Below are 25,108 nucleotides of genomic sequence, written 5' to 3' on the forward strand. Positions count from 1 at the left end.
TAACAAACTCGTTCCCGTCGATGGAACGTGCATCGTCAGCCGATGGTTTGCAGCCAGCCGGTTATGCAGTAGGCACGGGAACAGGATGCGAGGGAGGCCAGGGTGCGGCTCGACGACGAACAGGAAAGCAGCAATTTCGAGGTGCAGGACGGACGCGGCGGCGGTTTCGGCGGCGGCGGCGGGATGGGCGGCCTGGGATTGCTGCTGCCGCTGATCGGCAGTCGCTTCGGCTGTGGCGGCATCGTCGTTGTGCTGATCATCCTGGCGGTGATGGGCGTCAATCCGCTCAGCCTGCTAGGCGGGGGTGGCGGCGTGCAGCAGCAGGCGCCGCAGAGCGCGCCGGCGGGTAGCCAGGATGCGAGCAAGCTGACCGAAATCCAGCATTGGTCGTTGAAGGTGCTGGGATCGACCGAGCGGGTCTGGGGGCAGATCTTCAAGGAAGCCGGCCAGACCTATCAGCCGACCATCCTGTCCTTCTATGCGCAGAGCGGCACGTCGGGCTGTGGCGCGGCACAGAGCGCGATGGGGCCATTTTATTGCCCCAACGACCAGAAGGTCTATCTCGACACCGATTTCTTCACCGAATTGCGCGATCGCTTCGGCGCGCCGGGCGATTTCGCCCAGGCCTATGTGATCGCGCATGAGGTGGGCCATCATGTCCAGGATCTGGAAGGCACGCTGGGCCAGGTGAACCAGCAGCAGCGCCGCGTCAGCGAGGCGCAGGGCAATGCATTGCAGGTGAAGGTGGAGTTGCAGGCCGATTGTTATGCCGGCGTCTGGGCCAAGCGCACGGGCCTGATGGAGCCGGGCGACCTGGAAGAGGGGATGAAGGCGGCGCAGTCGATCGGCGACGATACGCTGCAGAAGTCGGCCGGGCGGCGGCCCGTGCCCGAAAGCTTTACCCATGGCACCAGCGAGCAGCGCATGAGCTGGCTGCGCAAGGGGCTGGACAGTGGCGATCCGGCCCAATGCGATACGTTCAAGGGGACGCTGTAACGCCGGTCAGAGGGAATCGGGCGCCGGCTCGCTCTGTTCGGGCGAGACGGCGGGGTGAGCGGAAGCCGTGTGGGCGAGGCCCATGCTGGGCTGGCCGGCGTCTGCTACCGGTTCTCCGGCGGGAGGGGCGACGTAGCTCTGCGATGCGATAGGGGCGGGCGGTGGTGGCGCCACGGCCGCTGGCGCTACGTCCATTGCAGCAGGAGTAGCTGCCGGCTGGGCGACCGGCTGCTGATGCGGCGCGAAATTCTGCAGCGCCAGGACGATCATCGGTGCGACCACCAGCGTGCCGCCGGCAAAGACCTTGTACATCATCGATTGACCCGCATTCCCGCCTGAAAATGGAAAGAGATTCGGGCCTTAGCGGCAAGACATGAAAAAATGTCTGCGCTTTATTGGTTAATGCTGATCAAGCTTCGCCAGCAGCGCCAGCATATCGTCCGGCAGAGTGTCGCGCTGCGCGGAGAAGCTGGACCGCAGCGCCTTGCCCACGCCTTCATAGGGCAGGGGCAGGGCGACATTGACGACGCGACCGCCGCCGCTGTCCCGTCCCGGTGCCGATCGGCCAAGAGGTTTGCGCTGCATTTCCATGAGAGACAGAACGGCCATGTAAGCCAAAAGTTTCTGGATTTCGTCGCATTCGGACGCGATATCGCCGTCAACAAGGAGACGGAAGCGTGACGGACTGGATCGACCTGAAAGCGCGGATACGCGCGCATTCGCCCTTTCTGGCGCGGCAGATGGACCGCTATCCGGCGGTCGTCGCGCTGCTGGCGGCGGGCGATTTCGACGCGGCGATGGCGGCGGCGCAGGCGCAGGGCGTGCCGGAGGATGGCGTGGCCAAATCGCTGCGGCGGCGGCGCGGCGCGATCGCGCTGGTGACGGCGGCGGCGGACCTGGCCGGGGCCTGGGACATGGACCGGGTGACCCGCACCCTGTCCGACTTTGCCGACCAGGCGCTGGAGGAGGCGCTGGGGGCGACCTTCGCCGAACGCTATCCAGATGCCGTGCCACAGGGCTTCGTCGTGCTGGCGCTGGGCAAGCATGGCAGCCGCGAACTCAACTACTCGTCCGATATCGACCCGATCCTGCTCTATGACCCCACCACCCTGCCGCATGGCGAGCGGGAGGATGTGGCGGACGCGGCGGTGCGGATCGGCCGGCGGGTCAGCGAAATCCTCAATGCGCGCGATGGCGATGGCTATGTCTTTCGCGTCGACCTGCGGCTGCGGCCATCCCCCGAAGCGACGCCGATCGCGCTGCCGGTGGAGGCGGCGATCGGCTATTATGAATCGACCGCGATGGGCTGGGAACAGGCGGCCTTCATCCGCGCCCGGTCGGCGGCGGGCGAGATGGCGCTGGGCGATTATTTTCTGCGCCAGATCCGTCCTTTCGTGTGGCGACGCAGCCTGGACTTCGGGGCGATCGACGCGATCACCGACATCAGCCGGCGCATCCGCGACCATTATGCGCAGGGGCAGGCGTTCGGGCCGGGCTATGACCTGAAGCGCGGGCGCGGCGGCATTCGCGAGGTGGAGTTTTTCGCCCAGGTCCATCAACTGATCCATGGTGGGCGCGACCCGTCATTGCGGTCGGGCCATACGCGCACGGCGCTGCGGGCGCTGGCGGCGGCGGGGGTGATCGAGGCGGAGGTGGCCGCGCGGCTGGACGAAGCCTATATCCTGTTCCGCACGATCGAGCATCGCCTGCAGATGGTCGAGGATCGCCAGACCCATGAATTGCCCAAGAACCCGGACTCGCTCGACAATGTTGCGCGCCTGCATGGCTTGGCGGACGGGGCGGCATTGCTCGACCTGCTGCGGCCCCATGTCGAGTGGGTCGGCGCCAATTATGACCGGCTGACCGCCGCGCCCGACGATGGCAGCCTGTCGCATGACGAGGACAGGCTGAAGGCGCAGCTCAAGGAGATGGGCTTTGCCGATGCCGACTGGGCGGCGGCGCGGGTCGCCCATTGGCGCGACGGCACGATCCGCTCGCTGCGCAGCGGCGCGTCGCGCGAGGCGTTGGAGCGGCTGTTGCCGGTGCTGATGCCCGCGCTCGCCACCGCGCCCGATCCGGGCCGGGCGCTCAACCGGCTGGACGACATGATCGGCCGGCTGCCGAGCGCGATCAACTTCTTCAAGCTGCTGGGCGCGCGGCCGGGGCTGGTCGAACTGCTGGCGGAGATATTGAGCCATGCGCCCGCGCTGGCCGATGTGCTGAGCCGCCGGGTCGAGCTGCTCGAAGGGCTGATCGATGCGTCGGCCTTTGACCCAGTACCGCCGGTCGATGTCCTGGCGCAGCAATTTTCCGCGCTGGAGGCGGGCGAGGATTATCAGGCGCTGCTCGACCGGGTGCGGCAGCGGGTGAATGATCGCCGCTTCGCGCTGGGCGTGCAGATCGTGCGGGGCGGCGATCCGCTGGAGGCCGGGCGCGGTTATGGCCGGGTGGCGGAAGCCGCGATCGAGGCGCTGGCGGGCGCCACCGTGGCCGAGTTCGAGAGCGCGCATGGCAAGGTGCCGGGCGGCGAGATGGTGATCCTGGCGCTGGGGCGGATGGGCGGCGGGGTGCTGACCCACGCATCGGACCTGGACCTAGTTTACCTCTTCACCGGTGATTTTCTGGCGGAATCGGATGGGGCGCGGCCGTTGGGCGCTACCCAATATTTCAACCGCCTCGGCCAGCGGATCACCAATGCGCTGTCGGTATCGACGGCGGCGGGGCCGCTTTATGAGGTGGATACGCGGCTGCGGCCGTCGGGCGCGCAGGGGCTGCTGGCGGTCAGCCTCGACAGTTTCGCCAAATATCAGCGCGAGGAAGCCTGGACCTGGGAGCATCTGGCGCTGACTCGGGCGCGGCCGGTGTTCGGATCGGCGCAGGCGCGTAGCGCGCTGGAGGCGATCCTGACCGAGACGCTGCAACGGCCGCGCGACTTCGACGAACTGGCGCGGCAGGCGGTGAAGATGCGTGGCGACATTGCCCGGCACAAGCCGCCGGCAAGCGAGCTGGACGTCAAGCTGGTGCCCGGCGGGCTGGTCGACATCGAGTTCCTGATCCACATCAGCCAGTTCCATTATCGCCTGGGGTTCGACCCGGATCTGGGCGAGGCGCTGGCCGAGCTGGTGGCGGCCGGCCATCTGCCTGCCGCGTTGATCCCGGCGCAGGAGCTGATCACCCGGTTCTTGATCGTGTCGCGGCTGGTATCGCCCAAGTCGACCGAGCCGCCAGAGGCGACCCGGCCGCTGGTGGCGCGGGCCTGTGGCGCGGCCGATTGGGACGCGCTGCTTGAAAGCTATGCCAAGGCCCGGCAAAGCGTCGGCGACGCATGGCGCGCACTGGCCGCGCCCTATCAGGAGGATCAAGATGCTTGAACAGGGAGCGATGCTGCCCGACGTGGCGCTGAAGGATGCGGATGGCGCCGATTTCAGCCTGGCGCGCTATCGCGGCAAGCCGGTGGTGGTCTATTTCTATCCCAAGGCGGATACGCCCGGCTGTACTAGCGAGGCGAAGGATTTCACCGAACTGGCGAGCGACTTCGCGGCGCTGGGCGTGGCGGTGGTCGGCGTGTCGAAGGACAAGCCGGCCAAGCTCAAGAAGTTCGGCGACAAATATGGGCTGGCGGTGACGCTGGGGTCGGACGAGCCGGGCACGGCCTGCGAGGCGTTCGGCACCTGGGTCGAAAAGTCGCTTTATGGCCGCCAATATATGGGGATCGCGCGGGCGACCTTCCTGGCGGACGCAGACGGCAAGGTCGTGCGGGTCTGGCCCAAGGTGAAGGTCAAGGGCCATGCCGCCGAGGTGCTGGAGGCGGCGAAGGCGCTTTGATCCTGCCACCTGCCATCGATTCCGTGGGCGCGGGGTGCGCCCATGTGCTCCATATCGCCGATCCGACCGCCAAGCTGATGGCGGCGCGGGCGGTGGCGCGTAGCTGGCGACTGGGCCGGCTGGTGCATCGGTTCGACGTGGCGATGCCCGATCGGCCGGCCCGGCCCGATGCGCCCGAACTGCTGCCGCCGGGGCAAATGCCCAAGCGCAGCAAGATGGGCACGGATCGCGGGCGGATCGCGATGCTGCACGCGCTGGCGCATATCGAGTTTGTCGCGATCGACCTGGCGTTCGACCTGATCGGGCGCTTTGGCGGCGAATTTCCGGCAGGCTTCACCGATGAATGGATGCGGGTCGGCGCGGACGAGGCGATGCATTTCGCGCTGCTCGACCGGCGGCTGCGGCAATTGGGCAGCCATTATGGCGCGTTGCCCGCGCATGACGGGCTGTGGCAGGCGGCGAGCGAGACGGCGGGCGATGCGCTGGCGCGGCTGGCCGTGGTGCCGATGGTGCTGGAGGCGCGGGCACTGGACATCACGCCATCGACGATCGCGCGGTTCGAGGGGGTGGGCGACCATATATCCGCAAGGATGTTGCAGCGGATCATGACGGATGAGATTCGCCATGTGTCGGCCGGGACGACATGGTTCAACCAGGCGACGAACCGATTGGGCCTAGACCCCGTCAAACATTACCAAATCCTTGTGAAACGCCATTTTCGGGGAAGCGTTAAGCCACCGTTCAACGACTCGGCGCGTCGGCAGGCCGGTTTGACGCGGGATTTCTACGACGCGCTTGCAAGCTGAGCGGCGATTTGCAGTCTGCATCCAGCGGGGGCGATTTAGGTCGCCATTTTATTGAACATGGGGAACCCACGAGAGGCAAAAGCCTTCGCGGGCATAAGTCGGGGTCGGCATGTTGATTCTTCGTACTGTGAATGCGCTGGGTGCGCGTTGGTTCCAATCGGCCAGCAAGACGGCCAAGATTTTCGGGATGGTCGGCATGGTAGGCGTGATGTGCGCCGCAGCTCCGGCCAACGCCAAGGATGAAGATGATCCATATGGCGACGCCTCGGAAATCAATACCAGTGCGCTCGGCCCGGCCGATGTCGGCTTCTCCAACATCTTCTCCAGCCTGCAGCGCATGGACGGCAACGCCAAGACCGCGGCCTATATCCCCTCGGGCCGCCCGGTCGAGAAGCTGTCGCTGACCTCGAACTTCGGCGTGCGTTCCGACCCGTTCAACCGCAGCGCCCGCATGCACAAGGGGATCGATATCCCCGGCCCGATCGGCACCCCGATCCACGCGACCGCCGATGGCATCATCAGCCGCGCCGGCTGGGCCAGCGGTTATGGTAACCTGGTCCAGATATCGCACGGCAATGGCATGGAAACCCGCTACGGCCATATGTCCAAGCTGCTGGTTGCGCCCAACAGCTACGTCCATCGCGGTCAGGTGATCGGCCTGATGGGGTCGACCGGCCGTTCGACCGGCAGCCACCTCCATTATGAAGTTCGCGTCGATGGCGCGGCGATCAACCCGATCCCGTTCGTCGCCGGTCCCGACTATCTGATCGCGATGAACACCAAGCCGCCGGTCGCCATGGGCGGCCCGACCAAGGCGGACGAAAAGGCCGTCGACTGATCGACCGCTTTTGATCCCGACTTTTCCAAAGCCCCGGCGCCCATGGGTTGCCGGGGCTTTTGCTTGATCCTATCTAGGCGCCATGGCCGATATTGACCTCACCCCCTCCGCTGCCGCGCGCGTCGCGGCGATCGCCGCCAAGCAGGGCAAGCCCGCCATATTGCGGCTGGCCGTGGAAGGCGGCGGCTGTTCGGGCTTCCAATATCGCTTTGGCCTAGCCGAGCAGGTGGAGGCCGAGGATCTGGCGGTGGAGCGCGATGGCGTGACGCTGGTGGTGGACGATGTCAGCCTGGATCTGGTGCGCGGCTCCGCGGTCGATTTCGTGTCGGACCTGGGCGGCGCGGCGTTCAAGGTGACCAATCCCAACGCGACCGCCGGTTGCGGTTGCGGCACCAGCTTCTCGGTCTGATCGGCGCATTGGCTTGTAGACGCAGCCCACTTCTCTAAAGGGAGGTGGACAGCGAAAGAGACAGGTCCATTATGCGTATCGCCACCTTCAACATCAACGGCATCAAGGCGCGGCTGCCGCGCCTGCTGGAATGGCTGGACGAGACCCGGCCCGACATCGCCTGCCTGCAGGAAATCAAGACGTCCGACGAGACCTTCCCGGTCAAGGATATCGAGGATGCCGGCTATGGCGTGATCTGGCACGGGCAGAAGGGCTTTAACGGCGTGGCCATATTGGCGCGCGGCGACCAGCCGGTGGAGGTACGCCGCGGCCTGGAGGGCGAGCCCGAGGACGAGCAGAGCCGTTATCTGGAAGCCGATGTGAAGGGGGTGCGGGTCGCCAGCATCTACCTGCCCAACGGTAATCCCCAGCCGGGGCCGAAATTCGATTACAAGCTGCGCTGGATGAAGCGGCTGCGGGAACGGGCGGCGGAAATCTGGGCGGAGGAAGTGCCCGCCATCCTGGCCGGCGACTATAATGTCATCCCGCGCGACGTGGATATCTATTCGCCCAAGGCGATGGCGGACGATGCGCTGATGCAGCCCGAAAGCCGGGAGGCCTATCGCCGGCTGCTGGGCGACGGCTGGACCGATTCGATCCTGACCCGCCATCCGGCCGGGGGCGTGTGGACCTATTGGGACTATCAGGCCGGAGCCTGGCCGCGCGACGCGGGCTTCCGCATCGACCATCTGCTGCTGAGCCCGGCGGCGGCCGACCGGCTGGTTGATGCCCAGGTCGACAAGGCGTTTCGTGGCCGGGAAAAGGCGAGCGACCATGCGCCGACCTGGGTCGAACTGCGCGATATCTGAATTTAATCCGGATATTATTGACTCTATTATATCCGGGTAATAAATCCCGTGTCGAAGGAGATTCGGCATGGACCGCACATTGACGGCCTTTTCGGGCGACTATTGGATCGCGACCGGCGACGAGGATGAAGTGCGCGCGGCGCTGCGCGCCATGGGGGATGACGCGCAGAATATCCTGCTGTTCGACGATCGCACCGGGCGGCAGGTGGATATCGACCTGCAGGCCGATGCGGCGCCGCGTGCCGGGCCAAGGGGGCGGGGGCGACCCAAGATGGGGGTGCAGGCGCGCGAGATCACCCTGCTGCCGCGCCATTGGGACTGGCTGGCGGCGCAGCCGCGCGGCGCCTCCGCCACGTTGCGCCAGCTGGTGGAGGACGCAGTGAAGGCGAGTGCGGACAAGCCGTCGCCCCGCGCGGCGATGGACGCGGCCTATCATTTCCTGACCGCGATGGCGGGCGACCGGCCCGGCTATGAAGCGGCGATCCGCGCGCTCTATGCCAGGGACAGGGCGGCGTTCGACCTAGCGGCGGAAGGCTGGCCCGGCGCGATCCGGGCGCATGGTCTGGCGCTGGCGGAGCCGGCCTTTTCCGCCTAGCCTGCGCATCGCAATGATCGGAGAGGCTGGATGGCGGACGATTTCCTTCAGGGCATAGTGCATAAGGCGGCCGACGACATGCAGGCGGCGATCCGGGCCGATGCCGGCATCTTCGCGCTGTGGCAGGGGCTGACGCCGCTTGGCCGCAACGAGTTCATCTGTTGGGTCGAGGATGCCAAGCAGGCCGCAACCCGCGCGCGGCGCATTGCACGCACTGTCGAGGAATTGCAGGAGGGCAAGAAGCGGCCCTGCTGCTGGGCCGGCTGCATCCACCGCACCGACAAGGTGCCGAGCCGCTGGCAGCAGGCGGTGCTGATCGAGGGGAAGAGGAAGCGGCGCTAGGCCGGCGTGGGGGTTGGGTGGGAACAAGACATTCCTCCCCGGCATGGGGAGGGGGACCGCTCGCGTAGCGAGTGGTGGAGGGGCACAGGCCGGATAGCGCAGCGCTAAGAGGCACCTGCCCCCCCCCGTCAGCGCTTCGCGCTGCCACCTCCCCGTTCCGGGGAGGAATGTCCACTTCTGGTCGTTGCCGGTCAAAGCCAACCTCGTCATTACGAAGGCGACTGAAGGGGTGATAAGAAAGCTAGGTTTTTAGCCAAATTTTGGGTGATTTGGGGCGGCAGTTTCACCATTTCCCACGCCAGACCCACTCGCAGCAGAGCTCCGGCCTGGGCCGCTTCCTACTGAAAGCGCTTTGACAGCAAAGGTTTCCGAAATCTGACCCGCGCTATACCCGGAAAAGCTAGGCCGTAGACTCATAAACGCGGAGCCAAAGCCGCATCGAAGCCAACTGGACCATCGCTAGGAAGTTCTCGGCCAACTTGTAGTATCGGGTGGCGACGCGGCGGAAGTGCTTCAGCTTGGAGAAGAAGCGCTCGATTAGGTTGCGCTCGCGATAGAGCCACGTGCTGAAGTATGGTTTCGACCGTCGATTGGCCTTTGGCGGAATGTTGGCAAACGCTCCTTTTTCGCGGACGAACGCCCGGATGCGATCGGCCTCGTATGCCTTGTCCGCCAGCACGATTGTTCCGGCGCCAACATGGTCGAGCAGTGCGTCAGCGGCTTGGCCGTCATGGCTTTGCCTGGCGGTAAGGCTCAGTCGGATCGGGAGGCCTTGTCCATCGACGACCGCATGGATTTTCGTCGTGAGCCTGCCTCGGGAACGACCGAGACAATGATCTCGATCCCCCCTTTTTGCCGTCGCGGCTTGCTGGTGGGCGCGAACGGAAGTGCTGTCGATCATCTGGATGTCGCCGTCGTGAGCGGCGGTGATGGCGTCCATCATCCGATCCCACACGCCTGATTTTCGCCATCGGACAAAACGGTTGTAGTAGGTGGTTCGCGGGCCGTAGTGCTCGGGCAGGTCGCGCCATGGTGCTCCTGAGCGCAGCACCCAGAAGATACCGTTCAGCACACGACGATCATCGACCCGACGCACTCCTCGCGGCTTGTTGGGTAGAAGCGGTTCGATAACGCGCCATTCAAAGTCGGTCAGGTCATATCGGCTCATTGATCGCTTGAATCACAAACATTTGGATGATGGAATGTCCGTCATGCAGATTACAGAAAAGCAGCACGATGACGGATGGCGGGTCATCAAGCGCGCGCTAAGTCCGAGCGACCGGGAAGCGCGATCGTTCGCCCAGAACGCTGAATGGCACATCAAATTCCGTCTGGAAAAATGGCAACGATACTACGAGCCGTCGTCGGACGATCTCAACGCTCCCGTTGAAGGCGGGCTCTGGATCGGTGAGTATTCCGGCCGTTACCCATCGCTTTCAGCGGCAGAACGAGACGCCGCTGCATCCGTCATATGGTTTGAAGCCGCCGATCATTTATGAGTTCACGACCTAGACGTCTGCACTTGGACATGCTTACAGGCCGTTGCTATGGTCGCAAGTTGGTCGCTTTCGGACCATTCTCCCCTGCAAGGGGAGGTGGCTGGCCGTAGGCCAGACGGAGGGATATCACCCTCTCAATAGGGTGATACCCCTCCACCACTTCGTGCTCCCCCTCCCCTTGCAGGGGAGGATTTTACCGCTGCTCTTGGTCGCTTGTCGCCTGCCTGAACGTGGCCGTGCGGCCTTAGCGTTTCGTCTGGCGCGCCCAGCGGGCGTCGATCTTGGCTTGGGCGTCAGCGCCCTCGGCGTGGCTGACCAGGGAGAGGCCGCGCAGGGTCAGCTTGTGGCCGGACAACCATTTGCCGGCGATGCCATAGCCGATGTCGTAGACGGCGGAATCGCTGTGGGTGTCGCCATTGACGACAAACTGGGTGACGATGGTCACCGGCAGTTTCTCGTCGCCGATGCTGTCGTCGGGCAGCTTGGCGGCATTGCGCGCCTTTTTCAGCGCATCCTCGAACCAGCCGGCCTCGATCCGCGGTTCGCCGGTCGTGTCGACCGGGGCGATGCCGAGCGCCCTGGGGAAATGGATGGTCTGGCTCTGCACCAGCTGATCGGGGTCGGCGGGCTTGAGCGTCAGGCGGCTGTCGCCATCGGCCGCGGCGTTGAGCACCAGCCGGGCGGCGCGGGCGGAGGCCTTGCTGCTTTCGGCGGCCTTGCTGGCGCGCTCGTCCTTCTTGTCGGCCCAGTTGAGATAGAGGGTGAGGGCGGAGATCAGCACCGCCGCCACCGCCAGCAACTCACCCAGCGTGATCCAGCGACGGCGGATGCGGGCGGCTTCCTCCTTGCGGGTCTCCTGCTTGGCTTCGGGGCTGTCGCTCATCGGGTCAGGCCGTCTGGGGCGGGACTTCGAACTTGTCGATCACCCATTCCTCGGCCTGCGCCTCGCCGATCCATTCCTGCATCCAGGGATGGGCGATGATCGCGCGCATATAGGCTTCGGCAAAGCGGGCGACCGGCAGCTGATAGGTGATGAAGCGGGTAACGACCGGCGCGAACATCAGGTCGACGGCGCCGAACTCGCCGAACAGGAAGTCGCCCTCGCCACCATAGCGGGCGCGGGCCTGGGCCCAGAGCTGCATGATCCGGCTGATGTCGTGGGCGACGGCCTCCGACGGCGGGACCGGATCATAGATCTGGCGGATGTTCATGCTGTGCTCGCGGCGGAGCGCGGCGAAGCTGCTGTGCATTTCGGCCGCCATCGAGCGGGCCATGGCGCGGGCGCCCGGATCGGTCGGCCAGAACTGGTCGCCCCCGGCCTTTTCATTGAGATATTCGACGATGGCCAGGCTGTCCCACACGACGATGTCGTCGCCATCCCACAGGATCGGCACCTTGCCGGAGGAGGGGGCGAACTCATCGCCCTCGCGACGCTTTTCCCATTCCTCGTCATAGAGGGGGACCACCACTTCCTCGAACGGAAGGCCGGAGAGCTTGCACGCCAGCCAGCCGCGCAGCGACCAGCTCGAATAGGCCTTGTTGCCAATGAACAGCTTCATCATGGCCATGTCTTAGCCGGGCGGGCTTCGATAAGTCGAGAGCCGATAGAGAGGGCTTTCCACTTCGCGTCGAAACGCCTAAGGGGCGGCCATCCCCGGGGGGCCGCTCATGCGCGGCTGAGAGGTGGTCAGCAGACCACGACCCGCTGAACCTGATCCGGCTGATACCGGCGTAGGGAGGGCAAGGCGGCAGGTCCGTCGTCCCTCCTGTGGAGTGGACGTGAGATGAAGACTGCCCGATTGCCCCATGTTGGAAGCGCCTGCCTGACACTGGCCCTGCTGATGATTGCAACGCCCGCGATGGCGGAGGATGAACTGGACCAGTCGACCAATATCCAGGTCGTCGGCCATCCCGACCCCGAAGGCTTGCTGCCCGATCAGAGCGCGCCCAAGGCGGTCAGCGCGATCTCCACCGACTTCATCATCAAGCAGGCGCCGACGCTCAACGCGTTCCAGCTGGTCAACCTGCTGCCCGGCGCCAATGTCTCGTCCAGCGACCCCTATGGCCTGTCGGCATCGTCCAGCCTGACACTGCGCGGCCTGGGCCAGGACCAGATCGGCGTATTGATGGAAGGCGCGCCGCAGAATGACATCGGCTATTATTATGCCTATCCCTCCCAATTTGCCGATGCGGAGAATGTGCGGCAGGTGATGCTGGCGCAGGGCGCGGCAGACATTGACTCGCCGGTGGTCGCGGCGGCCGGCGGCCTGTTGTCGCTGACGCTGGATGATCCCAGGGCGGAGGCGGGCGGCCTCGTCAACCTGTCGGTCGGTTCCTATGACGAGCGGCGCATCTTTGCGCGGATCGACACGGGACGGATCGGATCGACCGGGCTGAAGGGCTTCATTTCCTATTCCAACAACCGCGCCGACAACTGGCGCGGGGCAGGCCATGACCAGCGCCAGCATATCGATGCCAAGCTGCTGAACGAATGGGGCGAGGGCAACCGGGCGAGCATCGCCTTTTCCTTCAACGACGCCAAGACATCGACCTATCCCAGCCCGAGCAAGGCGGACTGGGAAGCCTCCGGCCGGGGCTATAATTTCGACGAGACCTATAGCGAGGGGAATACCAACTACTGGCGCCTCTATCGCGCGCCGTTCCGCAATTTCTATGTCGCGGCGCCCGTCCACCTGAAGCTGAGTGACACGCTGAGCTTCGACAGCAGTGCCTATCTGCAGATGGGGCATGGCAATTCGCCCTATGGCACGCAACTCGCCACCACCGGCAATTATCTGGGCACCGAGGAACTGACCCAGCCGATCGACCTGCCCGGTGCGGTCGATGGCGTCGCCACGGTGATGGGCAACTGGACCGGCAAGCAGTTCCGCGTCGGCGACGTTAGCAAGCTGACCTTGCAGGCCGGCGCGCATCGGATCGTCGCTGGCCTGTGGTTCGACTATGGCACCGACCGGGTGACGCAATCCTATACGTCGATCGATGCCGATGGCCGGCCGGTCGACCAGTGGGGCTATCAGGACAAGGCGATCCGCACCGCCGACGGGCGGCTGCTGGCCTATGAAAATCAGCGTACGGAGACGGTCACCAAGGGCTTCTTCCTGGCCGACAGCATTGCGGTGACGCCCAAGCTGGGCATCGACATCGGTTTCAAGGGCGTCAACCTGCTACGCAACGGGCGCAATTATCTGCCCGGCCCGCAATCGACGGTGCGGATCGACAGCTTTGCCGCGCTGCCGCGGGCGGCGATCCATTATCAGCTGGACGACCGGCAGCAGCTGTTCGCCAACATCACCACCAATTTCCGCACGCCCAACGAGTTCGCACTCTACAACAGCTATTATGGCGGCGAACTGGTGAGCCAGGGCACCGACGGCTTGAAGAACGAATATTCGATCTCGCAGGAACTGGGCTATCGCTATATCGGCCCCAGCCTGTCCTTCTCGCTGACCGGTTTCCATTATCATTTCCGCAACCGCCAGGTGGCGACGGTGATCGACAGCGGCGGCGCGCTGGTCAATTCGACCATCAACGCCGGCAGCCAGAGCAGCTATGGCCTGGATGGCGAGATCGACTATCGCCCGGCCAAGGGGATGAGCATCTATGCCTCGGCCGAATATCTGCACACGCGGCTGAACGACGATCTGGCGATCAACGGCGATTATCTGCCGACCAGGGGCAAGCGGGCAGTGTCGGCCCCCAGCTTCCAGTTCGCGCTGGGCAGCACCTATGATGATGGCCGACTGTTCGGCAGCAGCGCGCTCAAATATGTCGGCCGCCAATATGCGACCTTCATGAATGACGAGAGCATCAAGGGTTATGCCACACTGGACCTGTCGGTCGGCGTCCATCTGGCCGGGCTGATCGATGCGCAGGTGATGGACCTGCGCATCAACGCGATCAACGTCACCAATCCGCGTGTCCTGTCGGGCGTCTATGCGATCAGCACCAACGCGCAGGACACGGTCGGGCGCAACGGCACGCTGATCGCCGGTTCGGCGCCGACCTATTATGTCGGCAGCGGGCGCGCCGTGGTGGCGACGCTGTCGCGCGCCTTCTGACGATGAGCGCCGCCGCCCCGCATCTGGTCCATGGCATGGGGCTGGCGCTGGAGGCGCCGGCCTGGCCGGCGATCACGGCGGACGAGGCAGCGGCGGTGCTGGCCCATTTTCCCGACGCTGGCCGGCTGGCGGCGCTAGCCTGGCATTCGCCGCGCCCCTTTTCGGCGGCGGCGCTGGTCGAGACGGATCGCGGCCCGCTGTTCCTGAAGCGGCATCACCAGAGCTTGCGGATGCCGGCGGCGCTGGCCGAGGAGCATGGCTATATGGAGCATCTGCGCGGTGGCGGGCTGGCGGTGCCCGATGCGCTGCGCGCCGCCGATGGCGCCGGCGCGGTTGCGCTGGGCGAATGGAGCTATGAGCTGCATCGCCAGGCGCCGGGTATCGATCTTTATCGCGATCGCCAGTCCTGGACGCCATTCCTGTCGCCCGATCACGCCTTTGCGGCCGGCGTGGCGCTGGCGCAACTGCATCGGGCGGCGGCCGGTTTCGCCGCGCCGGCACGCGGGCCGCATCCGCTGGTGTCGAGCTTCACCATATTGCCTGCCGTTGATCCGCTGGCTGCGGCGGAGGCCTATGTCGCGGCGCGACCGGCGGTGGCGGCCTTTCTGGCGGAGCTGCCCTGGCGGTCGGAACTGGCGCGGCTGTTCGCGGCACTGGGGCAGGGACTGGCGCCGCGGCTGGCGGAACAGCCTGCGCTCTGGACCCATAATGACTGGCACCCCTCCAACCTGCTCTGGTCGGCGGAAGGCGCGGTCAGCAGCATCTTCGATTTCGGCCTGTCGACCCGCAGCTGCGCGCTGCATGATCTGGCCACCGCGATCGAGCGGACGGCGATTCCCTGGCTGACGCTGGATCAGGGTCGGTTGGCCGAGTCGGCGGATGTGGAGGGGGCGCTGGCCTTGCTGGCGGGCTATCGCAGTGTCCTGCCGCTGGGACATGCCGAGATCGATACGCTGCTGCGCCTGCTGCCGCTGGTCCATGTCGAGTTTGCGCTGACCGAGATCGACTATTTCTTCGGCATATTGGCCGATCGCGAAGGCGCGATGCTGGCCTGGCAGGCTTATCTGGTCGGCCATGCCGACTGGTTCCTGTCGGGGGCGGGGCAGGGCTTTTTGGCGCAACTCCGCGAGGGAGTGGCGGGCTGATGTCTGTGCTGGAGATCATTGCCGTCATCATCAGCTTCCTCGGCATCTGGCTGACGGCGCGGCGGCATCTGTTGTGCTGGCCGGTCAACCTGATGGCCTGCGCCCTTTATGCCAAGCTGTTCCTGGACGTGCGCCTCTATGCCGACATGGTGCTGCAGGCGTTGTTCGGTATCGCCATCGTCTATGGCTGGATCGGCTGGGCGCGGGGCAAGCGCGACGAGGGCGAGGTAAGGGTGGTGCCGCTGCCACCGATGCGGGCCGCCAAGGGGCTGGCGTTGGGCGCACTCTGTGCCGGCGCGATCGGCTGGTTCACCCATCATTATACCGATGCGGCGCTGCCCTGGATGGATTCGGCGCTGAGCAGTTTCAGCCTGGTCGCCCAATATTGGACGGCGCGGCGCCATGCCGCGAGCTGGCTGCTGTGGATCGCGGTCGACATTTTCTATGTCGGCATGTTCGTGTTCAAGGGATTGTGGCTGACGGCCGGTCTCTATGCCGCGATGATCGGACTGGCGGTGCTGGGCTATTGGCGCTGGCGGCAGGCGATGCGTCGCAACACAGCCTGAACAAGGCTGCTGCCTTGTTCAGGCTGAACCGCACCGGGATTGCCGAAGGCCATTTCATTTAAATTAGGCTGCCAGTGGGACGTCGTCCAGCATGGCATAATATCGCTGCTCGGCTTCGACCGGTGGGATGTTTCCGATGGGCTCCAAGAGCCGCCGATTATTGAACCAGTCCACCCATTCCAGCGTAGCGTACTCAACGGCCTCAAACGACCGCCAAGGCCCTCGACGGTGGATCACCTCGGCTTTGTAGAGACCGTTGATGGTTTCGGCCAAAGCATTGTCGTAGCTGTCTCCAACGCTTCCAACTGACGGCTCGATGCCAGCTTCGGCGAGACGCTCGGTATATTTGATGGACACGTACTGCGATCCGCGGTCGCTGTGATGAACCAGGCCGCCTCGGTGAACAGGCCGCCGATCGTGGATAGCCTGCTCCAGCGCATCCAGCACGAAGCCGGCGTGCGCGGTTCTGCTGACGCGCCAGCCCACGATGTAGCGGGCGTAGACGTCGATAACGAAGGCGACATAGACGAACCCCGCCCAGGTCGCGACATAGGTGAAATCCGAGACCCAGAGCATGTTCGGTGCCGGAGCATGAAACTGGCGATTGACCTGATCCAGCGGGCATGGTGCTGCCTTATCGGCAATCGTGGTGCGCACCGGCTTGCCCCGGATCACCCCTTGCAAGCCAAGATCTCGCATGAGCCGTTGCACGGTGCAGCGAGCAACATCGAAACCCTCGCGCTTCATCTGCCGCCACACCTTGCGCACGCCGTAAACGCCGAAATTCTCCGCAAACACGCGCAAAACCTCGGGCCTCAGAGCCTCGTCTCGTCGAATGCGTGCGGACTGCAGTGCGGGGTCGCGTCGTTTGGCGACGCGCTCATGATAGGTGGATGGGGCGATCGGCAGAACCCGGCAGATCGGCTCGACCCCATAGGCATCGCGATGTTCATCGATAAAGGCGATCATCGTTTGAACGGGCGGTCGAGCTCCGCCTGAGCAAAATATGCCGACGCCTTGCGAAGGATCTCGTTAGCTTGCCGCAGTTCGCGGACCTCACGCTCAAGCGCCTTGAGCTTCTCGGCTGTCTCCGTCGGCACCCCGCCGCGCTTGCCGCTGTCCACCTCGGACTTCTTCACCCATTCCAGCAGCGTGTGCCCGGAACACCCGATCTTCTCGGCCACCGATGTGATCGCCGCCCAGCGGGAAGGATAATCACCTTCATGATCCAGAACCATGCGGATCGCCCGCTCGCGAACCTCGGGTGCAAACTTGTTCGTCGTCTTGCTCATCGTAGACCCTTCCTCTCAGGAGTTAGGGCCTCCGGCAATCCCGGTGCGGTTCAGTGCGCAGCAGCGAAAAGAGTTGGACCCGGCTGGTTGGGTCTTTCCTACTATGATCCCCAAGCAGGCAAATGCAGGCCATAGAACAAATATGGCGAGGCAGTTCGCTCGTAGCGTAGCGCGGGCTGGCCTCGACGTTGACCGCGTTACGCCCCACACGATGAGGCGCACCGCTATCACGAAGTTGGTCAAGGCTGGGGTGGACCTGCCGACCATCCAACGAATCAGTGGGCATAAGACGCTCGCGATGGTGCTGCGATATGTGAATGTCCATGGAGGACATATCGATAGGGCTATGAGTGTCTTGGATGATGCTGGCGGCATCGCTACACCAAAACTACACAAAGCTCAGATTGCCGCTTAGCATCGATGGCTGGCTATTTGTGATTTTATCTAGTAAAATCAACAACTTGTAGTTGGAGGCCGAGCCGGAATCCAATTGGTGAAGCAATAGTCTGAATGTCTTATATTTTGTTGGGCAGTTGGAGCGCCAATCCATCAATCGGTCCATCACGGCTGAATTCAAAATGGGTTCAATTCCCAAAGCCGGAATCGAGAATGGCGCACCCCTAGCCGAATCACCTCGCGCATGGGCAGATCTTGGGACATTTTTGCCGTTCGCGCTTGCTTCGGCGAACGGCGGCTTTTGGCGCATCCGTCCCAAAGCTCTATATCGCCAAATTCTTCTGCTGACGTTATGGCTCTAATGTAAGCAAATGTTGCCATGCAGCATTGACTTCTTGCCGGATTTAGTAGGGGTTGGTTATTGTACCGACCGCAGAAATTCGAGGGGTTCAAATTGGCTGGCGAGCAGTTCGGTCTGCGGCATGCTGCCGCGTGGGTGGGAGAGATTGTTGGCCCGGACAAGGGCTACGTCAATGTCGGCATTATCTATACGCTCGCGATAACGCTTCTCTCGTTGGCAACACCGATTTCCGTTCAACTTCTGATAAACTCGGTCGCCCGGACGGCACTAGTCGCGCCGCTTTGGATATTATCGGGCGTCATGCTGGTACTGCTGCTCATGGTCGCTTGCCTCAGCGCCTTGCGGCTTTACTTGCTGACCATGTTTGAGCGTCGCCTATTTGCGCGCGTGGTGGCGGAAGTCACGGTAAGGGCGGTTCACGCTCAGAACCCTTTCTTCGCTGACGAAAGCCGGGGCAGTCTGTTCAACCGCTATTTCGACATGGTCGTCGTCCAGAAGTCCGTCCCAAGCCTTGTCATCGGTGCATTCACCATTATTCTTCAGGGCGCGGTAGGCCTGGTAGTCACAAGCTTTTATCACCCCTTCTTTCTCGCCTTTAACATCATTCTCGTGGTGATATGCCTGCTGATCTGGATGCTGTGGCGCCATGGCGCAATCACGGGCGCCATAGGGGTTTCCCATGCCAAGCATGAAGCGGCGCAGTGGCTTGAAAGCGTGGGAGCTTCGAATGGCTTCTACAAATCGGCCCGACATCTTGATTTCGCCATGGATCGCTCGGAGGCGGTGACAGCAAATTACATTCGCGCGCATCGTCGATATTTTCGGTACAGCTTTGCGCAGGCGCTGGCCTATTTCCTGGTTTATGCCTTCGCGGCCTCAGCCCTGCTGGCCCTTGGCGGAAATCTCATTCTCGCAGGGCAGCTCTCGATCGGCCAGCTTGTCGCGGCAGAACTCATCCTCTCCGGCGTGTTCTACGGCATCGCACAACTGGGCTGGTATCTCGACACATTCTACGATCTGGTCGCCAGTTCGGAGGAACTGTCGCAGATCTTCGCGATCCCTCAGGAGCCTTTGGGCCTCAGCGGTCAGGCGCCCTCGAACGGATCGGTCCGGTTCCGCACCGTCGAGCTAGGCGAGTCGCGGTTCGATTTCCTGCTCGACAGTGGGGAGCAGGCAGTTGTCGTCGCGGATCCGGGTGTAGAGAATCAGATAGCGCTGCTGCTTAAGCGCCACGTAAATCCGGAACGCGGGTTGCTGACGATCGGCGGCAGCGATCTGGGCAGCTTCGATATGTATTTGCTGCGCTCAGAAGTCGTGGTGCTCAACCGGCCCACCATTGTTGACGTCACCATCCGCGAATATCTGAACATGGCCGCGGGCGGTAATGCGGACAGCGCGCTTTCCATGAAGGTGCTCGCTGTCGTCGGTCTCGCTACCCGCATATCCAGCCTGCGGCAGGGCCTTGATACGCAGCTGGCAAGTTCGGGTTCTCCCCTGTCCATCGTGGAAGTCATGCAGCTCAAGGCGGCCGCCGCGCTGATAAGCCAGCCAAAGGTGCTGTTGCTTTCCCAACTTTACGACATGATGCCCGCTGATGCGCTCCAAGCCACATTGAAGATGCTTCGGGAGAAAGAAACGACGATATTTTTATTTACGGGAAGGCCCGAAGCGCTGAATCTGGACTGCTGTCTCTGGCTGGGGACGCAGGCGCAACGTCGTTTCGGGGACAATGCCGCATTGTCTCAATTTCTCGCCACGAGGGAGGTTCGGTCGTGACGATCAGCGCGACTCAGTTGGCGCATTTCCGCTCCCTTGCTTCGCTGAACCCGCCGCGCGCCATCGTCGTGGTTTCCTGGTTGATCCTGATCGGCCTCGGCGTGGCTGTCGCCATTCTGTTTGTGCCTTGGCGGCAGACCGCACAGGGCGGAGGCCAAGTTACGTCCCTCGATGCGAGCGATCGGTCGCAACAGGTGTCATCGTTGGTGGATGGGCGGGTGGATCGCTTTTTTGTTCAGGATGGCGCGCTTGTAAGAGCTGGCGATCCGATCGCCAAAGTCGTGGATGTCGATCCGAATTTTCTGGATCGCCTGGCTGCCGAAAAGTCGGAAGTCGAGGCGCAGATCGCTGCCATCGAGCAAGCGCGCGCGGTTGCTGCGATCGACGTCTCCCGCACCGCGCAGCTCTTCAGGGAAGGTTTGGCTGCGCGGCGTGACTTTGAGCAGACCCAGATCAAGGTCGCCGACGCCAACGCCAAGCTAGCCGAGGCTCGTGCGAAGTTGAAGCAGATCGAGGTCAAGCAAATGCGGGAGTCCGCGCAACTCGTCACTGCGCCGAGGGATGGCCGGATACAGAACCTCAATGCGGCTGCGGGCGGTGCCCTGATTTCTGCCGGCACAGTGCTTGCGACTGTTACTCCCGAACAAATCGAACGTGCAGTGGAATTGTTCGTTGACGGGCGGGACATCCCCTTGGTCGAGCGCGGGCGTCCGGTTCGGCTTGAGTTTGAGGGGTTCCCCGCATTTCAGTTTAGCGGCTGGCCAGCCTTCGCCATCGGCATTTACGACGGACAGGTCCGCTCCGTGGACCCGGCGCCGCGTGCCGACGGCCTGTTCCGGGTTCTCGTGGAGCCGGCGCCCGGCAAACCTGTCTGGCCCGCCAGCCGCTTCGTGCGCCAAGGTGGGAAGGTGCTGGGCTGGATACAAGGCGACAACGTCACCGTCGGCTATGAACTGTGGCGACAGCTCAACGACTTCCCGCTCAACTTCGGGCAGGATCAGGTCGCTCAAAAAGCTCAGGAGAAAGCCGACAAGAGCTCGATCGAAAAGAAAAAGAAGTGAAGACCCGGACTGTGATCGGCATCGCCTGTCTGGTGGCCGCTGCCCGGATCCTGACGGCACAGGCGCAGGCCCAGAGCATTCCACCGACGGTTGCCGCCGCAGCCAGCAATGGTCCGTTGACGCTGCAAGAGGTGTTGCAGTCGTCCGCCCGATCCGCTCCCGACATCATAGCCGCGCTTGCACGCAACCGGCAAGCCGAAGCGCGCGCGCTGACTGCGCAAGGGGCGTTCGACACCGTGTTCGCCGTGGAGGGGCGGAGCCGAGTCGCGGGCTATTATGACGGTACGGAAATTGCGGCAAAGGCCGAACAGCCACTGAGCAACAATGGCGGCTATCTATATGGGCAATATCGGGCGTCGAGGGGTGATTTCCCTGTCTATGAAGACAAATCATACACGAACCGGCTGGGAGAACTGAAGATTGGGGCGCTTTATTCGCTGCTGCGCGACAGGCTGATCGACGCCCGCCGGTCCGAGTTTCGGCTGGCAACCAACAACATCGACATCGCCCGGTTCGAAACGAAGGCTGCAAGCATAGGCGTGCAGGCCCGCGCGGTGGAGGCATATCAGAAATGGGTGGCCGCAGGACTGAAGCTCAAGGCCTACGAGGCGCTGCTGGCGCTGGCCGGAGGGCGCACGAAAGGGATAGAACGTCAGGTCCAGCTTGGTGCCAAGCCCGATATTCTGCTGACCGAGAATGACGTCAATCTTGTGAGGCGACAGGCCTATGTCGTGGAGGCGCGGCAGGATTTCCGTGCCGCAGCCGTCAAGCTGTCGCTCTACTATCGAGACGCCAATGGCGCGCCGGTCGTTGTCGATGAAATGCGGTTGCCGGCCGATGCCGCAGCTCTTGATGGGATCAGGACGAATTCTGCCTTCAATCTGGAAGGCCGGCCCGATTTCGCCATTATGCTCCAAGAGATAGACAAGGCGACGGTCAAGCTCGCTCTTGCCCGCAACGACCTGCTACCGCGGCTGGAGGTTGGTGGGGAAGTCGCCAAGGACGTCGGCCCGACCGGCTTGGGCGGATCGAGCCGTACGCCGCTCGAAATGATCGTCGGCGTGACGTTCAAAATACCGCTGCAAAACCGAAAGGCCAAAGGCAAGCTGGCTGAAACGCAGGCCAAGATCGATGAACTGACGGTCAAGCAGCAGTTTCTCGCGGAAAAAATCCGCGCCGAAGTCACTGCGATCAGCCTTGAGGTTGATGCAGCTAATCAGTTGGTGGCAACGACGGATAAGGAACGCATACTGGCCCAGCGGCTGGCGGCAGCCGAACGGCGGCGGTTTGAGTTGGGATCGAGCGACTTCTTCCTAGTCAATCAGCGCGAGGAAAGTGCAACCAATGCCGAGGTAAAGCTTATTGAAGCACAGGCACGCATTGCCGCTGCCAGAGCCGAACTGGCCGCCGCGACTGCAGATGAAGATGCCTTGGGGCTAACCCCTATTTCTGGACCAGATTAATCACGCGGCATTTGGAGAATTGACACCGAAGGGAAAGGCAGGTTTTCGCCAAAGCGGCCGCAGATATCCTTTTTTGCGAACGACCGACTTTGTGAAGGGTTTCGGGCGCTTGCGTACGAAAGCCTCCAGTGCAGGAACCCGCGGGCCCCACGCGCTGGTCTATGGGTAAAGCTGCTTTGGGATGGTTCTGGAGGGTAAGCGCTGCCGCTGCGGAAGTGCACCCGCCGGCCGGATCAGCGTTATTTCGTGCAGCGTCAGACCGCGAGCGACGGCTGTTATGAAGTTCGCTGTGCCCAGGGCCCGACGTAATTCCGGGATGGGCACGCGCTGGGTCATCGGCCAATGCGCCATGAGCGTGACCGTCATGCAGGATGGGCCATGCCAGATCATGGCGCGTGTCTCTGGGCTGGGAATGCTGCCGTTGGTGGTGCGCGTGGTTGGCACCAGCGAGCGAAGGTTTCGATAATGGTCATGTGCCCGCCGCAACATGGGCATGGCGGGCGATGATCGGGCTGCTCGCCGGGTTCGGGCTCCTCGGCAGGTGCAGCGACGCCGAGCAGCCTGCGTGCAAGCGCCATGGTGTCCTTGTGCGCTGAACTGGCGAGCAGGCCATAATGCCGGATGCGGTGGAAGCCGCGCGGCAGGACGTGGATCAGGAAGCGACGGATGAACTCGTCGGTCGCCAGCGTCATGACCTGCTGGCGCTCGGCGCCATCGCGGCGATAGTCCTTGTAGCGGAACGTCACGCCGGTCTCGTCGAAGCCGATGAGCCGCCGGTTCGTGATGGCGACGCGGTGGGTGTAGCGCGAGAGATAGGCCAGCACCGCCTGCGGCCCGGCGAAGGGCGGCTTGGCATAGACCACCCAGCGCTTCTTCCGGATCGGGGACAGATGCCGCAGGAAGGCCTTGCGTATCGCTAGGCCCGCCAAGGTGCTGAAGAAGACGAGCTTGCCGGCATCGAACAATGCCAACAGGCGAGTGAGGAACAGGCGGCGGAATAACGCGCCCAGCACGCGCACCGGTAACAGGAAGGCGGGGCGTGACGAGATCCACCGCGTGCCGTCGAGCGCGATGCCGCCGCCAGGTACGATCATGTGCACATGCGGGTGGTGGGTCAGCGCCGATCCCCACGTGTGCAAGACAGCAGTGATCCCAACCCGCGCGCCGAGGTGCTTGGGATCGGCCGCGATGGTCAGCATCGTGTCCGCAGCGGCGCGGAACAGCAGGTCATAGACCACCGCCTTGTTCTGCCAGGCGATGTCGGCGATCTCGGCAGGCACCGTGAAGACGACGTGGAAGTAGCCCACTGGCAACAGATCGGCCTCACGCGCGGCCAGCCAAGTGCGCGCAGCAGCGCCTTGGCACTTGGGACAGTGCCGGTTGCGGCAGGAGTTGTAGGCGATCCGCCAGTGCCCGCAATCATCGCAGGCTTCAACGTGACCGCCCAGTGCGGCGGTGCGGCAGTTCTCGATCGCCGTCATGACCTTGAGCTGGCCGAGGCTGAGATGCCCGGCATGGGCTGCACGATAGGCGGGCCCGGCGCTGTGGAAGATGTCGGCGACCTCGAGTGAGGCGCGCACGGTTCAACCGGGAGGTGCCCTGCCTTCCATCACGGCAACGATCTGGTCGAGCGGGCTGGCCACCGCCCGCATGGTCTTGCTGGAAACCTGAGTATAGATCCCAGTCGTGTTGATGTTCACGTGTCCGAGCAAGACTTGGATTACGCGGATATCGACACCCTGCTCGAGCAGGTGAGTAGCGAACGAGTGGCGCAATGTGTGCGGGCTTACCCGCTTGTGGATCTCTGCGCGCTCGGCCGATTCCTGCACGACCCGGTGCAACTGGCGAGCCGAGACTGGATCCGTGCCGCTACGGCCAGGGAATAACCAACCATGCGGCAACATAACCCCGCGCCGCTTGCCTTCGCGCCACCACTGTCGAAGCAAGTCCAGCAGGTGCGTTGAGAGCATGGCGTTACGATCCTTGCGCCCCTTGCCCTGCTCGACGCGGATCAACATCCGGGTGCTGTCGATGTCATCGACCTTGAGGTGGGCGACCTCCGAGACCCGCAGGCCCGCGCCATAGGCAACGCTGAGGGCTGCCTTGTACTTTATGCCTGGCGCTGCCTCGAGCAGCCGCGCTGTCTCCTCGACGCTCAAAACCACCCGCAGCTTGGGTGTGAAGCGAACGACGACCAGCCCTAGCGCCATCTCCGGCCGCCTGAGGGTTATCCCGAAGAGGAACCGCAGTGCCGACACGGCCCCATTGATCGTGGCCGGCCCCACGGCGCGCTCGTGCTGGTCGACCTGATAACGCCGGAGGTCTTCCACCGTAGCCGTGTCCGGGGGGCGGCCGAGAAACGCGGCGAAGTTCCGGACATGTCGGATATAGTCATTCTGCGTGTGCGCCCCGAAGCCACGCATCGTCATGTCCTGCAACATCCGCTCACGCAGCGAATGGATTGGGATTGCGGTCGTGATCGTATCCATGGTGAGTCCCTTTCCGTTGAAGGAACTCCACGCTCGCCAGGCGACATCGCCGCTCGCAAAGCCTGAACAATACTACGCTACATTACCCCAAGCGACTCTCCCGCGCAGCGGGTTCGTGCGTTGGTCGATTTCGGTCGGTTCAATCGCCACAGATGCTTGCTCGCCCAAACGATACAAAAGCGCAGATGCCGTGTGCGAAATAGGACTGCATAGGCTGGCCCCGGCCCCAAAGTTGGGTACAGTTCAATACACACCGTACGCGACAAATCGCAGCGGCTAAAACTATGAAATAATGTCATAATATGCCATTTATTCAATATGG

The 25,108-nt window shown here is 63.4% G+C and carries 26 protein-coding genes, 1 riboswitch and 1 other annotated feature; of the genes, 17 read left to right on the forward strand and 9 right to left on the reverse strand.

The features are described from left to right. Positions 1-102 precede the first annotated feature (102 nt). Positions 103-996: a KPN_02809 family neutral zinc metallopeptidase gene (ypfJ, locus tag VHN57_RS01275; protein WP_214866031.1), complete on the forward strand. Its 894-nt coding sequence runs from the start codon at positions 103-105 to the stop codon at positions 994-996. Between the two features lie 6 nt (positions 997-1,002). Here the strand turns inward: ypfJ and VHN57_RS01280 are convergent, their stop codons facing one another. Both VHN57_RS01280 and VHN57_RS01285 read right to left on the reverse strand, forming a co-directional pair. Then, positions 1,003-1,311: a hypothetical protein gene (locus VHN57_RS01280; RefSeq protein WP_287430991.1), complete on the reverse strand. Its 309-nt coding sequence runs from the start codon at positions 1,309-1,311 to the stop codon at positions 1,003-1,005. Between the two features lie 84 nt (positions 1,312-1,395). Next, positions 1,396-1,587, reverse strand: a complete 192-nt coding sequence (locus VHN57_RS01285; protein WP_270092435.1) for a hypothetical protein — start codon at positions 1,585-1,587, stop codon at positions 1,396-1,398. A gap of 86 nt (positions 1,588-1,673) precedes the next feature. Here VHN57_RS01285 and VHN57_RS01290 point away from each other — a divergent pair, with 86 nt between their 5' ends. The 8 genes from VHN57_RS01290 (at position 1,674) to VHN57_RS01325 (ending at position 8,659) form a co-directional block, all read left to right on the forward strand. Then, positions 1,674-4,367 carry a bifunctional [glutamine synthetase] adenylyltransferase/[glutamine synthetase]-adenylyl-L-tyrosine phosphorylase gene (locus VHN57_RS01290; RefSeq protein ID WP_278987771.1) on the forward strand — a complete coding sequence of 898 codons (2,694 nt, stop codon included), beginning with the start codon at positions 1,674-1,676 and terminating at the stop codon, positions 4,365-4,367. Next, positions 4,360-4,821, forward strand: a complete 462-nt coding sequence (bcp, locus tag VHN57_RS01295; protein WP_278987772.1) for a thioredoxin-dependent thiol peroxidase — start codon at positions 4,360-4,362, stop codon at positions 4,819-4,821. The genes VHN57_RS01290 and bcp overlap by 8 nt, the downstream gene beginning before the upstream one ends. Continuing rightward, positions 4,818-5,627: a ferritin-like domain-containing protein gene (locus tag VHN57_RS01300; protein ID WP_278987774.1), complete on the forward strand. Its 810-nt coding sequence runs from the start codon at positions 4,818-4,820 to the stop codon at positions 5,625-5,627. The genes bcp and VHN57_RS01300 overlap by 4 nt, the downstream gene beginning before the upstream one ends. 109 nt (positions 5,628-5,736) lie before the next feature. Further along, positions 5,737-6,465: a M23 family metallopeptidase gene (locus tag VHN57_RS01305; protein ID WP_004211009.1), complete on the forward strand. Its 729-nt coding sequence runs from the start codon at positions 5,737-5,739 to the stop codon at positions 6,463-6,465. Positions 6,466-6,547: 82 nt separating this feature from the next. Beyond that, entirely contained in the window at positions 6,548-6,874 is a 327-nt protein-coding gene (gene erpA, locus VHN57_RS01310; protein WP_004211010.1) for an iron-sulfur cluster insertion protein ErpA, read from the forward strand. Positions 6,875-6,945: 71 nt separating this feature from the next. Continuing rightward, on the forward strand, positions 6,946-7,722 hold the full coding sequence (gene xth, locus VHN57_RS01315) for an exodeoxyribonuclease III (RefSeq protein ID WP_004211011.1): 777 nt from the start codon (positions 6,946-6,948) through the stop codon (positions 7,720-7,722). Positions 7,723-7,789: 67 nt separating this feature from the next. Continuing rightward, positions 7,790-8,317: a DUF2239 family protein gene (locus VHN57_RS01320; RefSeq protein ID WP_423282415.1), complete on the forward strand. Its 528-nt coding sequence runs from the start codon at positions 7,790-7,792 to the stop codon at positions 8,315-8,317. A gap of 30 nt (positions 8,318-8,347) precedes the next feature. After that, a complete protein-coding gene (locus VHN57_RS01325) occupies positions 8,348-8,659 on the forward strand; it encodes a YdeI/OmpD-associated family protein (protein WP_423282417.1) in 312 nt (103 codons plus the stop codon). Positions 8,660-9,059: 400 nt separating this feature from the next. Here the strand turns inward: VHN57_RS01325 and VHN57_RS01330 are convergent, their stop codons facing one another. Next, a complete protein-coding gene (locus VHN57_RS01330) occupies positions 9,060-9,827 on the reverse strand; it encodes an IS5 family transposase (protein WP_278987515.1) in 768 nt (255 codons plus the stop codon). Between the two features lie 34 nt (positions 9,828-9,861). Between VHN57_RS01330 and VHN57_RS01335 the strand changes: the two genes are divergently transcribed. After that, positions 9,862-10,158, forward strand: coding sequence for a hypothetical protein (locus VHN57_RS01335; RefSeq protein WP_423282419.1), 297 nt, complete (start codon positions 9,862-9,864; stop codon positions 10,156-10,158). Positions 10,159-10,402: 244 nt separating this feature from the next. Here the strand turns inward: VHN57_RS01335 and VHN57_RS01340 are convergent, their stop codons facing one another. After that, on the reverse strand, positions 10,403-11,041 hold the full coding sequence (locus VHN57_RS01340) for a hypothetical protein (protein ID WP_278987517.1): 639 nt from the start codon (positions 11,039-11,041) through the stop codon (positions 10,403-10,405). A 4-nt stretch (positions 11,042-11,045) separates the two neighbouring features. After that, positions 11,046-11,720 (reverse strand): glutathione S-transferase family protein, encoded by a 675-nt coding sequence (locus VHN57_RS01345; protein WP_083575487.1) that lies wholly within the window; start codon positions 11,718-11,720, stop codon positions 11,046-11,048. Positions 11,721-11,803: 83 nt separating this feature from the next. Beyond that, positions 11,804-11,913, forward strand: a riboswitch (TPP riboswitch). A 29-nt stretch (positions 11,914-11,942) separates the two neighbouring features. Between VHN57_RS01345 and VHN57_RS01350 the strand changes: the two genes are divergently transcribed. The 3 genes from VHN57_RS01350 to pnuC are packed head-to-tail and all read left to right on the forward strand — an operon-like array spanning position 11,943 to position 15,948. After that, entirely contained in the window at positions 11,943-14,237 is a 2,295-nt protein-coding gene (locus VHN57_RS01350) for a TonB-dependent receptor (protein WP_278987520.1), read from the forward strand. A 2-nt stretch (positions 14,238-14,239) separates the two neighbouring features. After that, positions 14,240-15,382 carry a phosphotransferase enzyme family protein gene (locus tag VHN57_RS01355; RefSeq protein ID WP_278987521.1) on the forward strand — a complete coding sequence of 381 codons (1,143 nt, stop codon included), beginning with the start codon at positions 14,240-14,242 and terminating at the stop codon, positions 15,380-15,382. After that, positions 15,382-15,948, forward strand: a complete 567-nt coding sequence (gene pnuC / locus VHN57_RS01360) for a nicotinamide riboside transporter PnuC (RefSeq protein ID WP_278987522.1) — start codon at positions 15,382-15,384, stop codon at positions 15,946-15,948. Before VHN57_RS01355 ends, pnuC begins: the two co-directional genes overlap by 1 nt. A gap of 63 nt (positions 15,949-16,011) precedes the next feature. Here the strand turns inward: pnuC and VHN57_RS01365 are convergent. Next, positions 16,012-17,240, reverse strand: a protein-coding gene (locus VHN57_RS01365) for an IS3 family transposase (RefSeq protein WP_423282422.1) whose coding sequence is annotated in 2 segments (ribosomal slippage) — positions 16,012-16,952 and positions 16,952-17,240 — 1,230 coding nt in all. Because the reading frame shifts where the segments join, the coding sequence is not laid out codon by codon here. Further along, positions 16,843-16,959 (reverse strand) — a sequence feature (AL1L pseudoknot). It overlaps the preceding gene by 117 nt. Here VHN57_RS01365 and VHN57_RS01370 point away from each other — a divergent pair. Continuing rightward, on the forward strand, positions 17,185-17,655 hold the full coding sequence (locus VHN57_RS01370; protein ID WP_423282424.1) for a tyrosine-type recombinase/integrase: 471 nt from the start codon (positions 17,185-17,187) through the stop codon (positions 17,653-17,655). The two genes, VHN57_RS01365 and VHN57_RS01370, sit on opposite strands and share 56 nt — an antisense overlap. Here the strand turns inward: VHN57_RS01370 and VHN57_RS01375 are convergent. Then, entirely contained in the window at positions 17,629-17,946 is a 318-nt protein-coding gene (locus VHN57_RS01375; protein ID WP_423286126.1) for a hypothetical protein, read from the reverse strand. The genes VHN57_RS01370 and VHN57_RS01375 overlap by 27 nt on opposite strands. A 144-nt stretch (positions 17,947-18,090) precedes the next feature. Between VHN57_RS01375 and VHN57_RS01380 the strand changes: the two genes are divergently transcribed. Genes VHN57_RS01380 through VHN57_RS01390 form a run of 3 tightly spaced genes read left to right on the forward strand, consistent with a single transcriptional unit; the run spans position 18,091 to position 22,297 of the window. Next, positions 18,091-19,773: an ATP-binding cassette domain-containing protein gene (locus tag VHN57_RS01380; protein ID WP_423285956.1), complete on the forward strand. Its 1,683-nt coding sequence runs from the start codon at positions 18,091-18,093 to the stop codon at positions 19,771-19,773. Beyond that, a complete protein-coding gene (locus VHN57_RS01385) occupies positions 19,770-20,834 on the forward strand; it encodes an efflux RND transporter periplasmic adaptor subunit (RefSeq protein WP_137406058.1) in 1,065 nt (354 codons plus the stop codon). The genes VHN57_RS01380 and VHN57_RS01385 overlap by 4 nt, the downstream gene beginning before the upstream one ends. A 50-nt stretch (positions 20,835-20,884) precedes the next feature. Further along, positions 20,885-22,297, forward strand: coding sequence for a TolC family protein (locus VHN57_RS01390; RefSeq protein ID WP_423285958.1), 1,413 nt, complete (start codon positions 20,885-20,887; stop codon positions 22,295-22,297). A gap of 386 nt (positions 22,298-22,683) precedes the next feature. On the opposite strand, the gene VHN57_RS01395 is transcribed toward VHN57_RS01390, so the two are convergent. Beyond that, positions 22,684-23,877, reverse strand: a complete 1,194-nt coding sequence (locus tag VHN57_RS01395) for an IS91 family transposase (RefSeq protein WP_423282427.1) — start codon at positions 23,875-23,877, stop codon at positions 22,684-22,686. 3 nt (positions 23,878-23,880) lie between these two features. Continuing rightward, complete coding sequence (locus VHN57_RS01400) at positions 23,881-24,786, reverse strand: tyrosine-type recombinase/integrase (RefSeq protein WP_423282429.1); 906 nt, start codon at positions 24,784-24,786, stop codon at positions 23,881-23,883. Positions 24,787-25,108: the final 322 nt, after the last annotated feature.

It is taken from the genome of Sphingobium salicis subsp. salicis, from assembly GCF_049472635.1.
Classification (GTDB): Bacteria; Pseudomonadota; Alphaproteobacteria; order Sphingomonadales; family Sphingomonadaceae; genus Sphingobium; species Sphingobium yanoikuyae_A.

Bases quoted from the DNA above. Each gene is read 5' to 3' on its own strand.
- VHN57_RS01280 (WP_287430991.1), bottom strand. From the start codon at position 1,311: ATGATGTACAAGGTCTTTGCCGGCGGCACGCTGGTGGTCGCACCGATG.
- VHN57_RS01285 (WP_270092435.1), bottom strand. From the start codon at position 1,587: ATGGAAATGCAGCGCAAACCTCTTGGCCGATCGGCACCGGGACGGGAC.
- bcp (WP_278987772.1), top strand. From the start codon at position 4,360: ATGCTTGAACAGGGAGCGATGCTGCCCGACGTGGCGCTGAAGGATGCG.
- VHN57_RS01305 (WP_004211009.1), top strand. From the start codon at position 5,737: ATGTTGATTCTTCGTACTGTGAATGCGCTGGGTGCGCGTTGGTTCCAA.
- erpA (WP_004211010.1), top strand. From the start codon at position 6,548: ATGGCCGATATTGACCTCACCCCCTCCGCTGCCGCGCGCGTCGCGGCG.
- xth (WP_004211011.1), top strand. From the start codon at position 6,946: ATGCGTATCGCCACCTTCAACATCAACGGCATCAAGGCGCGGCTGCCG.
- VHN57_RS01320 (WP_423282415.1), top strand. From the start codon at position 7,790: ATGGACCGCACATTGACGGCCTTTTCGGGCGACTATTGGATCGCGACC.
- VHN57_RS01325 (WP_423282417.1), top strand. From the start codon at position 8,348: ATGGCGGACGATTTCCTTCAGGGCATAGTGCATAAGGCGGCCGACGAC.
- VHN57_RS01330 (WP_278987515.1), bottom strand. From the start codon at position 9,827: ATGAGCCGATATGACCTGACCGACTTTGAATGGCGCGTTATCGAACCG.
- VHN57_RS01335 (WP_423282419.1), top strand. From the start codon at position 9,862: ATGTCCGTCATGCAGATTACAGAAAAGCAGCACGATGACGGATGGCGG.
- VHN57_RS01340 (WP_278987517.1), bottom strand. From the start codon at position 11,041: ATGAGCGACAGCCCCGAAGCCAAGCAGGAGACCCGCAAGGAGGAAGCC.
- VHN57_RS01345 (WP_083575487.1), bottom strand. From the start codon at position 11,720: ATGATGAAGCTGTTCATTGGCAACAAGGCCTATTCGAGCTGGTCGCTG.
- VHN57_RS01350 (WP_278987520.1), top strand. From the start codon at position 11,943: ATGAAGACTGCCCGATTGCCCCATGTTGGAAGCGCCTGCCTGACACTG.
- VHN57_RS01355 (WP_278987521.1), top strand. From the start codon at position 14,240: ATGAGCGCCGCCGCCCCGCATCTGGTCCATGGCATGGGGCTGGCGCTG.
- pnuC (WP_278987522.1), top strand. From the start codon at position 15,382: ATGTCTGTGCTGGAGATCATTGCCGTCATCATCAGCTTCCTCGGCATC.
- VHN57_RS01370 (WP_423282424.1), top strand. From the start codon at position 17,185: ATGCGGATCGCCCGCTCGCGAACCTCGGGTGCAAACTTGTTCGTCGTC.
- VHN57_RS01375 (WP_423286126.1), bottom strand. From the start codon at position 17,946: ATGCGCCAAAAGCCGCCGTTCGCCGAAGCAAGCGCGAACGGCAAAAAT.
- VHN57_RS01400 (WP_423282429.1), bottom strand. From the start codon at position 24,786: ATGGATACGATCACGACCGCAATCCCAATCCATTCGCTGCGTGAGCGG.